At 38.5% G+C, this 13459-nt stretch carries 13 protein-coding genes and 1 tRNA gene; 5 read left to right on the top strand and 9 right to left on the bottom strand.

Annotated elements, in window-relative coordinates; translation table 11 throughout:
* Positions 1–170 precede the first annotated feature (170 nt).
* The 6 genes from KPC_RS11560 to KPC_RS11530 all read right to left on the bottom strand — a co-directional run bounded on the left by KPC_RS11560 (position 171) and on the right by KPC_RS11530 (position 4476).
* A complete protein-coding gene (locus KPC_RS11560) occupies positions 171–1334 on the bottom strand; it encodes a hypothetical protein (RefSeq protein WP_121974532.1) in 1164 nt (387 codons plus the stop codon).
* Positions 1335–1407: 73 nt separating this feature from the next.
* Positions 1408–1680: a hypothetical protein gene (locus KPC_RS11555; protein ID WP_121974531.1), complete on the bottom strand. Its 273-nt coding sequence runs from the start codon at positions 1678–1680 to the stop codon at positions 1408–1410.
* Positions 1681–1923: 243 nt separating this feature from the next.
* On the bottom strand, positions 1924–2118 hold the full coding sequence (locus tag KPC_RS11545; RefSeq protein WP_121974529.1) for a helix-turn-helix transcriptional regulator: 195 nt from the start codon (positions 2116–2118) through the stop codon (positions 1924–1926).
* 107 nt (positions 2119–2225) lie between these two features.
* Entirely contained in the window at positions 2226–2996 is a 771-nt protein-coding gene (locus KPC_RS11540; RefSeq protein ID WP_121974528.1) for a hypothetical protein, read from the bottom strand.
* Between the two features lie 9 nt (positions 2997–3005).
* Positions 3006–4202, bottom strand: a complete 1197-nt coding sequence (locus KPC_RS11535) for a tyrosine-type recombinase/integrase (RefSeq protein ID WP_121974527.1) — start codon at positions 4200–4202, stop codon at positions 3006–3008.
* A gap of 184 nt (positions 4203–4386) precedes the next feature.
* Positions 4387–4476: transfer RNA gene (locus tag KPC_RS11530), tRNA-Ser, on the bottom strand.
* A gap of 122 nt (positions 4477–4598) precedes the next feature.
* Between KPC_RS11530 and KPC_RS11525 the strand changes: the two genes are divergently transcribed.
* On the top strand, positions 4599–6479 hold the full coding sequence (locus tag KPC_RS11525) for a potassium transporter Kup (protein WP_121974526.1): 1881 nt from the start codon (positions 4599–4601) through the stop codon (positions 6477–6479).
* Positions 6480–6679: 200 nt separating this feature from the next.
* Here the strand turns inward: KPC_RS11525 and ruvX are convergent, their stop codons facing one another.
* The 3 genes from ruvX to recN all read right to left on the bottom strand — a co-directional run bounded on the left by ruvX (position 6680) and on the right by recN (position 9417).
* Positions 6680–7123, bottom strand: coding sequence for a Holliday junction resolvase RuvX (gene ruvX, locus KPC_RS11520; protein WP_121974525.1), 444 nt, complete (start codon positions 7121–7123; stop codon positions 6680–6682).
* Positions 7116–7670: a YqgE/AlgH family protein gene (locus KPC_RS11515; protein ID WP_121974524.1), complete on the bottom strand. Its 555-nt coding sequence runs from the start codon at positions 7668–7670 to the stop codon at positions 7116–7118. Before KPC_RS11515 ends, ruvX begins: the two co-directional genes overlap by 8 nt.
* Positions 7671–7752: 82 nt before the next feature.
* A complete protein-coding gene (gene recN / locus KPC_RS11510) occupies positions 7753–9417 on the bottom strand; it encodes a DNA repair protein RecN (RefSeq protein WP_121974523.1) in 1665 nt (554 codons plus the stop codon).
* A 115-nt stretch (positions 9418–9532) separates the two neighbouring features.
* On the opposite strand from recN, the gene KPC_RS11505 reads away from it, so the two are divergent.
* The 4 genes from KPC_RS11505 to KPC_RS11490 all read left to right on the top strand — a co-directional run bounded on the left by KPC_RS11505 (position 9533) and on the right by KPC_RS11490 (position 13202).
* Positions 9533–10846: a tetratricopeptide repeat protein gene (locus KPC_RS11505; protein ID WP_121974522.1), complete on the top strand. Its 1314-nt coding sequence runs from the start codon at positions 9533–9535 to the stop codon at positions 10844–10846.
* Positions 10847–10916: 70 nt separating this feature from the next.
* The gene (ppnP, locus tag KPC_RS11500; protein ID WP_121974521.1) at positions 10917–11240 is read left to right on the top strand and encodes a pyrimidine/purine nucleoside phosphorylase; all 324 of its coding nucleotides are present in this window, start codon (positions 10917–10919) and stop codon (positions 11238–11240) included.
* A 155-nt stretch (positions 11241–11395) separates the two neighbouring features.
* Positions 11396–12142, top strand: coding sequence for a 23S rRNA (guanosine(2251)-2'-O)-methyltransferase RlmB (gene rlmB, locus KPC_RS11495; RefSeq protein WP_121974520.1), 747 nt, complete (start codon positions 11396–11398; stop codon positions 12140–12142).
* 142 nt (positions 12143–12284) lie between these two features.
* Positions 12285–13202, top strand: coding sequence for a DMT family transporter (locus tag KPC_RS11490; RefSeq protein ID WP_121974519.1), 918 nt, complete (start codon positions 12285–12287; stop codon positions 13200–13202).
* Positions 13203–13459 lie beyond the last annotated feature (257 nt).

The following is a 13459-nucleotide window of genomic DNA, read 5'->3' as shown; positions in this document are numbered from 1 at the left end:
TTCTCAAGACTTCGCTCATTTATATGACAGAGGTTAATTTAGAGTTAAGTAAATATTAAATTGATGCTTAAATATAGGTATTACTACTCTATATAAGTTATTAGGCAGATTAAACATGTAAAGAAATCCGTAAGCCTTAAGAGTTAAGGCTTACGCTAGAATTACTGTACTTAAACACTGATAGCAAAATTGCGTAGTAAATTATGAACTGTATTGGAAATAAGCCGATTCAAATCAGCATTTTTTTCAATATATTTCTGTAAAGTCCGTTTATGACGAGATTTATCATAGTAGATTTCTTGCTCCATCCCAAAAGGTTGAATGGATTCTTTATAAGTGTCTTTCATAGATTGGGGAGCGCTATTCATTAATTGTGTAAAGCTGATTCCTTTGAATCCATCAAATAAGACTCTCTTTAAATTTGTCAGTCGATTATCCATTTTATTTAAAACATTAAGTTTAATGTTCTTTTCTGCACGGATGCGCCATTTGTATTCAGGTAACGGTTGTTTGTTTTGATCTGTTGTTTTGACATAAAGATGCCAGTATTCATCTGCTTTTTTATGATTAATTCCAATGTTATATCCACTTTCAAGTTTATTCATCATTGCGAGAGGGGTTAATGGAATGGGAGTAAATACACCTGATTGGTTCTTAAAAACACGGAAGTTTTCAGCTGTACTAGGAAGACAAATAGATTTAAAAAGGGCTGTAACAAGCGCTCTGTGCTTAAAACGATAGAAATCAACCGCGAGTTCAATTTCCATGATTCGAAAGCTTTCTCTATTGCATTTAAAGTGATCTAAATGCTTAATACGGCGCTGTAATTGATCAATAGAATTCATATCGTGTAAGCGAATAATGAAGCCTTTTTTATGTTCTGAAATGTAGTGAGTAATCCCAGTTTTTTCAGTTAAATACTTCTTAATGTCATGCCGTGTAGAAGATTTTTCAATTTCAAAATATAAGTCTAAAAAATCAACTTGAGCTTTAACCATAATATTCATTCCCTTGAAATCATAGTTATTGATGTTTGAGTAAATAATGGTTTCGAAATCCTCTGCTGATTGTGCATTTTTGGCATAGATTTGAGTTAATGAATCCATAAGGTCAATCATTTCATCATGCGGTGTGTAAATGGATAAGCTCAAAACTTGGGATGTTGTCGATGGTAGAAGTAGCTGACGCTCGGATTGAGCTTTGATAAATGCACGCTGAAAATTGATAGCTTGCATTTCTGCATAATAATCATCGTGAAATGGATCAATTAAATCTAAATGATCCAATCGATTCATAAGTTGTTGGTATTCTAGGCTAAGTTGAATATCATTCATGGCTTCTGTATTCCTGTAAATTAATTTGCAATAAAAAACGGCTCTAAGAGCCGTTTTTTTCAATCCGTCAGTTTTAACAAGGGATTTTTTGAAGCTTTTGATTGAATTCCTCCGATTGTCGGGTCATTTCATCATTAAAGATTTTGTTGCCATATTTAATGATTTGTTTGTATTCGGGACATTGGAGCAGTAACTGAATTGTTGAAGTAAGCTGTTTGTGATTTACTTTACAATTGAAAGTTGTCCAGTCCGTGTATCCCATTAAAGAATCCCAGTCTTTGTGATTCATCAAGTCTTCCACGATTTGTGAAACAACTGTACCGAGAATCTTAGTTTTAACATCCATGTTGAACTCCTTTGTTCATTTTGTTGTAAGGTGTGGTAGACGATTTAATAAAGGTAAGCAAACTGTTCTCTGAGTAACAGATTTGCCTTCCAATTTCCTTAAACGCCAATTTGTAAACGTGCTTTGATTGCCTAATGTTTCTGACAAGCCAGTGATGCCATTGATCCGCAGTTTTGTGGGGTAAATGGTTTGCTAGAAATTCAGATGCCTGTTTACGGTTGTAAATTTTGGATTCAGTCATTTTTAGCCCTGTGCCTTCATCCATGCCTGAACCTCAGACATTTTGAATACAGAAATATTTGAGCCGATTCTGATAGGAGCTGGGAAGCGATTCTGTTGAATCCAGCGCCAAAGTGTTTGGGAGGAAACGCCAATTAGTCCCTTGTAATCGGAGCGATTGGCGAGATCTTTCATTCTCAAGAATTCTTCTTGAAACATGGTTTACACCTATCAATGTAAGTTGTTGGAATATCATGCAATTGGTAGTGATTGCATGGGATAGGCGCATTTTAGGAAAGGCTTAAACTTCAATGTCCGATATCGGATTATTTCGGATCTCTATTATTAAATTCGTACACTGCTTTTTGAACATAATCAGCAAATACTTCATTAGTAGGAATAGGAATGACTTCCTTTTGTTCATCACAATGCTTGGCTAATAAATGATAAATGCTATAAGGGTGAGAAATATCTAATTTTGCGTAATTAAGTAACGCGTATATTAATTGATTATAGGTTTTTTTACTTTTACCTTTGACTAAATCTGCATTTAGTGTCGCTATTTGTTTTTTTAAAGTTTCTATTTCATTTAGAAGAGCAATATTTATATCTTCTGTTTGTTGATGCTCGATATATTTTTTCAAGCTTTCGGCTGAAATATGGAGTTCATCCAGTGTTAGTGAATAGGATAAAATTTTAGGATCACTAATTTCTTGTGATAACTCATAATATTCGATTATTTCATCTAGTAATACGAAGTCAAATGTACGCGATTCATCGAGTGTTGGACATTTTCCTGTAACACTTTTAATTTTAAGAATTTCCTGTTTTTGATATAAAAAATCATAAAGCCCAGTCATGTCTTTTGGGATTTTTAACCAATCAGGATTGATTTGTGTGTGTAGAAGCTCGGTTTTTAATTCTGTTGGAGTCATTGTGCTGTGAACAATTGGAATAAATTCTTTTACAACTCCAATAACTCCCTCAAAGTAAAAACAAGCTTCAAGTTCACCACTTATAATTAGATCGGCAATTTTTTGTTTAGTACAGTTCTTCCCAATTGCTTGAATCGCTTCATCAATCGTATTTGGCAACATTATAAGAACCTATATGACTTTATATTTAGGAAAAGGAATGACATTATTTCGTAAGCCATCAATAAAGTCAGACCATTCCTGCATCATCTTAATTCGATAGTCCATATGTTGAGCATGATTGTAAGCTTGTGATACGGCATTACCTACTTTATGAGCTAACTGGACTTCAATTGCATCATGCATATAGCCTTGTTCATGTAGTGTGGTTGAAGCTAGTCCGCGAAAGCCGTGCCCTGTCATTTTCCCGTTATAGCCCATAGTACGGATTGCACATAACAAAGCGTTACTACTTATAGGTTTAGCCGTACTGTAGTTATAGAACACGTATTGCTTCATTCCAGTGATTGGTCGAATCACTTCCAGTATGTCTAAAGCTTGTTTTGAAAGCGGCACAATATGTGGTAAAGCCATTTTCATTTTATCGGCAGGGATACGCCATAATTTGTTTTCAAAATCGATTTCATCCCATTCCATTAAACGAAGCTCCGCCGTTCTTACAAAAGTAAGCGTCATAAGCTGTAAAGCAGATTTGATAATAAGATTACCGTGATAGCGATCCATACGTTCCAGAAAAGCAGGAAATTCAGATATATCTAAACGTGCCATATGCTTTACTTTACGGGGCTTTAGCGCCTCTTGTAGGTGAGGGGTAGGATCATGCTCAATTATGCCTTTACGTATCGCACAACGGAAAATACGGCCTGCTAGGGGGATAGAACGCTTAGCCATCTCCTGTGCGCCACGTTCCTCAATTTTCTTAGCACAAGCAAGCACATCTTTACCTTTGATTTGATCAATAGGTAGATTGCCTAAAGCAGGAAATAAATCTTTTTCAAAAACAGAAAGGTCACGTAAATAAGTGGCTTCTTTAATAACAGCTTTACGGTCTTCCATCCATTCCATTGCAAGCGATTTAAACAGGATGCTTTCGTCAATTTCCTGTAAGCGTTGACTCTTTATCGCATTGGGATCAATGTTCTGATACAGCTGGATGCGTGCTTCATCACGAGCACGGCGGGCTTGGGCAAGTGTAATTTCAGGATAGCTTCCAATAGTTAAAGTGCTTTCACGACCATTAAAGCGATATTTTAAGCGCCAAAACTTACCGCCTGCAGAAGTAACTTCTAGATACAAACCCTTTTCATCTGAGTAACGTTTTTTCTTTTCAAGTGGTTTAATTTTTCTGACTTGTGCATCTGTAAGCATTTAAAGACACTTCCATACAAAATTGGGGGACGAAAATCCGCTTAGATAACCTGCCCCCCAATTATCCCCCTCGTTATGGGGGATTGCAATGGGTGCCATGAGATTACATGAGACAACAAAAAAGGCTTAAACCCTTTAGATTTAAGCCTTTTGATGCTTCATGCAACCGCATGAATATGAATTTTGGCGGTGAGAGAGGGATTCGAACCCTCGATACGCGTAAACGTATACACACTTTCCAGGCGTGCTCCTTCAGCCACTCGGACACCTCACCATGCGCGAGGGATAATATCTAAATTTTTCAAAAAAGCCAAGAAGAAACAATTGAATTAGAGCAAAAGATTTTGCACAGTGATAATATTGCGCAAAAATAGTGTCGATAATGAAGACTAATATATGCAAAGTACTGCAAAAAAAGCCGCATTGCCTGCGGTAACCCTTGCTGCATTGGGGGTGGTGTTTGGAGACATTGGAACAAGTCCATTGTATGCACTGCGCCAGTGTTTTCTTGAGGCGCATATTGCGATTTCAGAAGTTACGGTATTGGGAATATTATCTCTAATTTTCTGGTGCTTAATGCTCACCATTAGTTTTAAATACGTCACCATTATTATGCGTGCAGATAACAATGGTGAGGGTGGGATTATGTCATTATTGGCACTCAACCTACGTTCAACACGTATAGCAGATAATAAAAAAATCTATCTTATCGCACTCGGCTTTATTGGCGCTTCCCTATTTTTTGGTGATGGTATTATCACACCTGCCATCTCGGTGATGTCTGCCATAGAAGGTTTAAGTATTGCGACACCGATGTTCAATAAATGGCTGACACCCTTTGCTATAGGGATATTGACAGCACTTTTTCTGGTTCAGAGACATGGTACAGGGACCATGGGCAAGTTTTTTGGTCCGATTACCCTGACATGGTTTATTTCTATAGGTTTGATTGGTGTTTATAGTATCAGTCAAACTCCTTATGTACTGACTATGGTGAGTCCCCATTGGGCAGTAAACTTTATTTATCATCAGCCTATGGTGGCATTCTTAACAATGGGGGCGGTGATTCTTACCGTGACTGGTGGTGAGGCTTTATATGCTGATATGGGGCATTTTGGACGGTTACCTATCCGCATGGCATGGTTCTTCATTGTTTTACCATGTTTACTTTTAAACTATGCAGGTCAGGGTGCATTACTGCTACGTAATCCAGATGCGATTGAAAATCCATTTTATTTACTTGTTCCAGAATGGGCATTATATCCTGTCATTATTCTGGCGACAGCAGCAGCTGTGATTGCTTCGCAGGCCGTGATTACAGGTGTCTTTTCTATGGCAAATCAGGCGATACAATTGCGCTATTTGCCCCGTTTAACGGTTCACCATACCTCTGATGTGGAACAAGGCCAGATTTATCTGCCTTTCATTAACTGGATACTTTACGTTTCGATCCTGTTACTTATTCTTATTTTCCAGACCAGTGCGAACTTGGGTAATGCTTATGGTGTTGCAGTTACCATGACCATGCTCTGTGATACGATTCTGATTTCTTTTCTGGCTTTTGGTTTATGGCGATGGTCAAAATGGAAAGTGGCTTTGTTTGCTGTTCCTTTTTTAATTATAGATTTTATTTTTATCGCCTCGACTTCGCTTAAAATTGTTTCTGGTGGATGGGTGCCTATCCTCATTGGTGTAATTGCATTTACGATTCTGATGACGTGGAAAACTGGACGAGAGATTGTCTTTAACCGTCTTGAAAAAGATGCTTTACCTTTGGATCTTTTTATCAAAAGTGTCAGTTTGAGTAATGAAACGATCTTTGTTCCAGGTGAGGCAATTTTTTTAACAGGTACCCCGAGTATGGTGCCACATGCGATGCTACACAATATTAAACATAATAAGGTTCTGCATGAGCGAAATATTCTGGTGACGGTTATTACCCGGGATGTTCCTTATGTACCTGATCAGGAAAGAGTCCGTGTTGAAGTTCTGGATGAGCGTTTCCAGAGGATATTTATGTATTATGGCTTTAAAGATCAACCTAATATTCCTCATGCATTAGAACAGGCTTATAAACAGCTTGATTTTGAATTTGATATGATGCGGATGAGTTTCTTTATTTCTCGTGACCGTTTAATTCACGCTGTAGGAGACGGCATGTCACCATGGCGTGAAAAGCTATTTATCTCGATGCAGCGCAATACCAGCCCAGTGAGTGACTTCTATCAGATACCTCCAAATAGGGTGGTAGAAATGGGAAGCCAGATCGAGATCTGATTTTGCCCAATAAAAAACCGAGACCTCACTCTCGGTTTTTTATTGGGTTCATGATATGAGATAAACTATGCACTGGATTGACTGTCAACATTTCTATACGTAGAGAGTTCTGTGATATTTTTATTTTAAAAGTTCCCCAGAAAATTTTTAAACTGACAAAGAGATTATCCAGGGTTTAATTTTTTTGAATATGATTAACCCTACGGTTTAATTCCTTCAGGATTGCGATACCAGCTTTCGATAAATAAACAGGCAGCCATACTATCTGCAGCAATATTTTTTCCACGCCCTTGCGTGTGATAGTGCTCAAGTTCATTGCGTGCATCACGTGTTGTTAAGCGTTCATCTACCATGAACGTTTCAATATTTGTCTGATGACGCAAACGCCGTGCAAATTTACGCGCACGGGCAGAGAGCTCTGACTCTGTTTCATCCATATTGAGAGGTAGACCAACTAAAAATAGGTTGGGTTGATATTGCTTGATGATTTTATGCAGATTATCCCAATTAGGAATACCATCTTTCATTGGAAATAAGGCAAGTGGGCTTGCGCTTTCAATGAGTGCTTGCCCGACAGCCATGCCCATTTTTTGTGTTCCAAAATCAAATGCCATGATCATCTGTGCAGGGTTTGAATCAGGCATGACCGATCTCAGATGATAACCAGCTACGATCTACCCCGATTTTTCGATATGCTGCATCCCAGCGATCGGTGTAAGGTAGGTTGAAAATCAGATCCATATCTGCATCACAAATCAACCAGTCACCACGTGAAATTTCCTCTTCAAGCTGGTTTTTACCCCAGCTCGCATATCCGAGAGCAATCTGATAGCGCCCAACGCCTTCATTGTGTGCAATGGCATCTAAAATATCTTTACTGGTGGTAATACAAACATTCTCACCTACAGCAATTGAAGAGTGCCATACAGGTTGTCCAGTATGTAAAACAAAGCCAGCCTCAGGACGAAGTGGTCCCCCTAAAAGAACTTCATGTGGATTTACATTATCTGCATCAATATCCAGATCATTTAATAATTCTTTAATTTGTAATCCGGCTGGTCGATTGATAATGATTCCCTGAGCTCCCTCATCGTCATGACGGGCGAGATATACGACAGTATTTGCAAAGAAATCATCATTCATTTCAGGCGGGGCAATCAGGCAACGGTGCGTCAAATATTGTTTGGTCACCTAAGCAGTTCTCCTTGGTCGACAAATTATTTATATTGGTTTTACCAACATACAAGACTAATGTGATTTCAACAAACTTTTTTTAATGGCTGTTTTGAAATTTTAGCTGGCGTAATTGCTTTGCATGCTGCAAAGTCGTTTCACTAATTTCTACTCCGCCTGTCATGCGGGCAAGCTCTAAAATACGTTGATCTTCTTCAAGTTCAACAATAGTGCTACTTGCAGGGTCAGTCTGTAATTTCTTCACTAATAAATGCTGATCAGATTGTGCTGCAACCTGAGCCTGATGGGTAATACATAAAATCTGCACATGTTTTGCAAGTCCTGCCAGTAAACGTCCTACAATTTCAGCAGTTCCGCCACTAATACCGACATCGATCTCATCAAATACAAGGACTTCAGACTCAGTTTTTTCTGCATTCATGACTTGCATAACCAGTGCAATACGAGACAGTTCACCACCTGATGCAACACGTGCAAGAGGCTGGGCAGGAATACCTTTATTCGCGGTGAAAAGTAGTTGAATAGAGCTTAGCCCTTCACTTGAAACCTGTTCTAAAGGTTCAAATTTAAATTCAAAATACGCCTCAGGTAAGGCAAGTGGTTTAACCTGTTCCGTCAGCTGTTTCGCTAAAGGAATCGCTGCTTCACGACGGATTTGATCCAGATGTTCAGCTCTCTCTAAAAATATTTGATGTGATATTTCAACCTGTTCTGCAAGTGTTTCAGGGTCTTCGAGCTGATGTAGCTTTTCTAACTCTTGTTGCCATCTCTCATATTCGGTTTTGAGTTCTTCAGGTTGGGTTCTATATTTACGTGCCAGACGATGGAATACTTCCAATTGGGAGTTAAGCTGTTCCATGCGTTCAGGATCGAAGCTTTGACGATCTATAAATTGTCTTAGGTTTGCAGTTGCATCTTCAAGCTCACTCTGGGCATTAAGCAGTGAATTGTAGATTTCAGAAAGCTGCTCGCTACGTCCAGCATGTGATTCCAGTCGACGAATGATTGAGGATATTTCCTGAGATATATTTTGTTCTGATTCATCTAAAACATTCAGACTATAGCCACAATCTTGCATGATATGTTCATGGTGGCTTAGACGGTCAAATTCCTGTTCAATATCTTTATAATGAATTTGTACTACGTCTTCGAGTTCTTCGAGTTGTAGCTCTAAAGTTTCAATTCGTTGCAAGCGTGTTGCTTGAGCATCTAAAGCAGCCTGATGCTGGCGAATATTTTTCTGCCATACAGCATAGGCATCACGTACATCTTGTGCAGTTTTTTGAAAGTTACTGTATCGGTCTAACCAATGCTTGGGATAGGGTGGTTCTAATAACTGTTGCTGACTGTGCTGGCTATATAGTTGTACCAATAGACGGCCAAGTTCTTTAAGCTCGGAAAGACTGCTAGGGCGACCGTTAATCCATGCTTTGCTTCTACCTGTTGCAAAAATAACACGTCTGAGGTGGATTTCTCCTGTGTCATCTTCCATTTCATGCGCTTGTAACCATTTGGCTTCGGCACTTTCATGTTGATAGTTGAAAATGGCAGTTACATCTGCTTTTTCTGCACCATAACGAACATAATTTGTATCAGTACGATCACCTAAACATGCTGATAATGCATCTAGCAGTAATGATTTACCCGCCCCGGTTTCCCCTGTGAGGACATTAAAGCCTTGGTCAATATCAATGGCAAGGTTATCAGCTAAAGCAAAATTGATCAGTGTTAAGTGTGTCAGCATATACGCATCCAGAGCTGCGAAGTTTAAGACTAAAGATAGTGAACTTTTGTTTTTGTCACAAGTGACGATTTATTTTAAGATAGAACAACTTGGATAATTCTATACCATTTTGATTATGAAAATGAAACTTCCGCTACCAAAGCCACCAGTAAAACATGTAAAAACAAAACAGAATGTGGCGAAATTAAATAAAACCCTGGAAAATTTATCAATTTCTTTTAGACGGGCTGTGAATGAACTCGATTATCAGCAAGCATATTCTTATATTATAAAAGCACATCAACTTGTGCCAACCCAAAAGAATATTTTAATGGATTTGGCATACAATGAGCTCCGCCTTGAACGCTATAGTGATGCTTACCAACATTATCTACAGGCAATTAAATATAGCGGTACACAAATAGATACCAATATCTATGATGGTCTGACCGAAGTCTGTCATTTTCTAAATAAGCCAGAAGAAATGAAAAAATATGCTGCTTTGGCACTTGAGACGAAACAAGCTCAAGTGAGTCAGGAAGCAGTTTTGACAACGCTTCAGACTATTCCACCTGTATTTAATCCTGATCATCCTAAAGAAAATATAATTGCCTATTCACTCTTTGGAGGGTTACCTCGCTATTGTGAGACATCTGTAATCAATGTAGATTTGGCGAAAGAAATTTATCCTGAATGGACCTGCCGTTTCTATGTGGATGATAGTGTTCCTGAGCATATTATTTCGCGTTTGCGGGAAAAAGGAGCAGAAGTTGTCTACGTTTCCCCACAACAAAAGCAGCTTTCCGGCTTATATTGGCGTTTTTTTGTGATGGACGATCCATCTGTTAAACGCTTTTTGATTCGTGACGCCGATTCATTGGTCTCTTATAGAGAGCGGGCTGCGGTCGATCAATGGTTGAGTAGTACAAAGTGGTTTCATACCATGCGTGACTTTTATTCACATACTGAGCTGATTCTGGCTGGGATGTGGGGTGGAACACATGGTGTATTTAAAAATGTCGAGCAGATGGTGCATGATTTTATCCACACAGGACGGTTTTTAAATACCCGGGTGATGGATCAGCATTTTTTGCGTTTTAGTATTTGGCCTACTCTAAAGCAAAGTGTTTGGGCAAATGACAGCCAGGGATTTGAATCTGGGGCACATGATTTTCCTGTCTGTCAGCAGCAAAAAGATTTTGAATATTTATCAAAATTTCATGTTGGAATGAATGAAGGTTCTTCGAATTTTACAATCGCAGTTCAGCATCCAACTGCAAAAAAAGTACAATGGAAATTATTGGATGAACATGAACAAATCATTTGTGCTTATGATGCAGATATTTTAGACTCACGTCAGATCAGTGTTGATGTGCCTAGGCATTATACAAGACGCATTGAATCCAAGCTGTGGACTATTAAAATTTATCCATATGAAAACATAGATTGATTAGTTGAACGAGCACAATTAAACTACATCAATCATTAAAAATTTAGTGCGCATTATCTGGAGAATACGCATGTCAGCTCAGTTTGATCATGTATCAGTGATAAAAAAATCAAACGTCTATTTTGGTGGTTTATGTATTAGCCATACTGTTCAATTTGAAGACGGAACGAAAAAGACCTTAGGTGTCATCCTTCCGACAGAAGAAGCACTTGTATTTGAAACTCATGTCCCTGAACGTATGGAGATTGTTTCAGGTGAATGTCGGGTTTTTATCGCCGATAATACAGAGAGTGAATTGTTCCGTGCAGGGCAGTCATTTTATGTACCAGGTAATAGCAAATTTAGAATTGAGACAGATGATGTGCTTGATTACGTCTGTCATCTCGAAGGCTAATTAAAATGTGAGATGAACTTCTCTCGATGAAAGCAAAGATATTTTAGCTAAAATCGGGTAAAATACTCTCAAAGTCAGAAATCCTGTAAAGTTACTTTGCAGGATTTTTTATTTTGTTCTTATGTTTAACTTCCAAGTTTAAGTTGAGGTCGTTCATGGCGAAACCAGAATATTATTATGGCGTACATTCTGTAGAGTCATTGTTAGAGCTTGAACCTGAACGGGTTTTAACTTTATTTACTTTGAAGGGGCGTGATGATCAACGCTTGCAACGTATTTTAGAGCTTGCTGAACCTTTTGGTATTAGTATTCAAAAAGCCAGTAGAGATACTTTGGAAAAGCTTGCAGGTTTGCCATTTCATCAAGGTGTGGTTGCAGCAGTTCGTCCGCATCCTACTTTGAATGAAAAAGATCTGGATCAGCTCTTGGAACTAACACCAGATGCTTTTTTGTTGGCATTGGATCAAGTGACCGACCCTCATAATCTGGGCGCATGTATCCGTACCGCCGCCGCAATGGGAGTTCAGGCTGTAGTTGTGCCACGTGACCGTTCAGCAAGTTTGACTCCGACTGCACGTAAGGTGGCGGCAGGTGGTGCGGAAAAGGTCAAGTTTATACAAGTCACAAACTTGGCACGTACTTTGGGGCATATCAAAGAAACATATAATGTACGTGTTATTGGCACTATGCTCGATGAAAAAGCATTGCCTTTACAAGAGTGTGATCTGACAGGCGCGATTACTATTGTCATGGGGGCTGAGGACACAGGTTTGCGTCCTATTACTCAGTCACAATGTGATCAAACGGTTTATATTCCGATGTCTGGAAATTTGCAAAGTTTGAATGTTAGTGTTGCGACAGGTATGGCTTTATATGAAGCATGCCGTCAACGTAATTTTTAAATTTTAGTAGCAGTTGATTTTTCAAAGCATAGTTTTGAACTTACCCAGGATTAGCGAATCAATAACCTCAGATCTGGGCTATAGAACAGATCTGAGGTTTTAATCATATTTTACCCTCAATCTATATTTAAAGAAGTTTGCAATGTCTTCGCGATCTCAAGGTTATTTATTTGTCCTTATTACAATGTGTATTTGGGGCGGATTTACCATCACCTCAAGATTAAATGCAATATGGCATATTACACCCTGGGATATTACGGCTTTACGCTTCTCTCTCGCTTTTTGTATTTTGATGCCTATCCTGATCTATAAAAAAGATACAGCTTTTTTATGGAAAAAAGAGCCTTTTATTCTGGCAATGTTAGGTGGGGTTGTTTATTGCTTAACTTCATACAGTGCATTTCACTACGCACCTGCTGCACATGCAGCAATTTTTCTTAATGGTTGTATTCCTTTATGTACAGCCATTTCTGCTTTTATTCTATTTAAACAGCCTTTTGATAAGCACACCTGGATTAGTCTGGTCATCATGGTTTCTGCGATAGTAATCATGAGTTACCTGATGTATCAACAAACAGGTGTAGCATTTGGTTCTGGAGACTTATTATTCTTTATTAGTGCAATATGGTGGGGAATTTTTACCGTATTATTGAAACAATGGAAGCTTTCTGCATGGCACTCTATGGCTGGTGTTGCAATATGGTCTGCACTGATTTATCTCCCGATTTATCTTTTATTCTTACCTAAAAACTTAGGAGATGTTGCACCTGTACATTTGATTTTTGAGACTATATTTCACGGGATTTTTGTCGTGATTATTGCAACACTAACTTATGTGGAGGCGATTAAGCGTTTAGGTGCGTTTAAAACAGGCAGTATCGTGACTTTAGCACCATTTATTGCTGCAATTATCGCTGTTCCATTGCTTGGAGAGCCTTTAAATTTTGCGATTGTTTGTGGGTTGATTGGTATGGGTGTTGGTGCATTACAGCCTTGGCGATGGATTGGACGTAAAGATAGCTTGCAACGACGACTGGATCAGCAACGTGGTCATCATTAAAGTGCTATCTTAAACGTTAGCAGATACTTCAAGAACATAGTCTTGGTTTTAAGGCCGGGTCGTTGAAAGTTTTATTCCTAAACTTACAAAGATTGCTGTAAAACTATAACGCAAAATTTGCTGTATGGATTTAGATTCAATAACAAATTTCCGAAATATATTTGCCAGTACCCCGTAAATTATAAAAACAAAAAATGTCATCAACATAAATATGCTACTTAACACTATGAGATTAAATAATGGGTATACCGTATTGG

This window comes from Acinetobacter stercoris (assembly GCF_900323515.1).
GTDB lineage: Bacteria > Pseudomonadota > Gammaproteobacteria > Pseudomonadales > Moraxellaceae > Acinetobacter > Acinetobacter stercoris.
Note: the sequence above shows the minus strand (reverse complement) of the source record. Positions and strands in the feature narration are given on the sequence as shown.

Coding starts and splice junctions, on each gene's coding strand:
- KPC_RS11560 (WP_121974532.1), bottom strand. CDS start 1,334: ATGAATGATATTCAACTTAGCCTAGAATACCAACAACTTATGAATCGA.
- KPC_RS11555 (WP_121974531.1), bottom strand. CDS start 1,680: ATGGATGTTAAAACTAAGATTCTCGGTACAGTTGTTTCACAAATCGTG.
- KPC_RS11545 (WP_121974529.1), bottom strand. CDS start 2,118: ATGTTTCAAGAAGAATTCTTGAGAATGAAAGATCTCGCCAATCGCTCC.
- KPC_RS11540 (WP_121974528.1), bottom strand. CDS start 2,996: ATGTTGCCAAATACGATTGATGAAGCGATTCAAGCAATTGGGAAGAAC.
- KPC_RS11535 (WP_121974527.1), bottom strand. CDS start 4,202: ATGCTTACAGATGCACAAGTCAGAAAAATTAAACCACTTGAAAAGAAA.
- KPC_RS11525 (WP_121974526.1), top strand. CDS start 4,599: ATGCAAAGTACTGCAAAAAAAGCCGCATTGCCTGCGGTAACCCTTGCT.
- ruvX (WP_121974525.1), bottom strand. CDS start 7,123: ATGCCTGATTCAAACCCTGCACAGATGATCATGGCATTTGATTTTGGA.
- recN (WP_121974523.1), bottom strand. CDS start 9,417: ATGCTGACACACTTAACACTGATCAATTTTGCTTTAGCTGATAACCTT.
- KPC_RS11505 (WP_121974522.1), top strand. CDS start 9,533: ATGAAAATGAAACTTCCGCTACCAAAGCCACCAGTAAAACATGTAAAA.
- ppnP (WP_121974521.1), top strand. CDS start 10,917: ATGTCAGCTCAGTTTGATCATGTATCAGTGATAAAAAAATCAAACGTC.
- rlmB (WP_121974520.1), top strand. CDS start 11,396: ATGGCGAAACCAGAATATTATTATGGCGTACATTCTGTAGAGTCATTG.
- KPC_RS11490 (WP_121974519.1), top strand. CDS start 12,285: ATGTCTTCGCGATCTCAAGGTTATTTATTTGTCCTTATTACAATGTGT.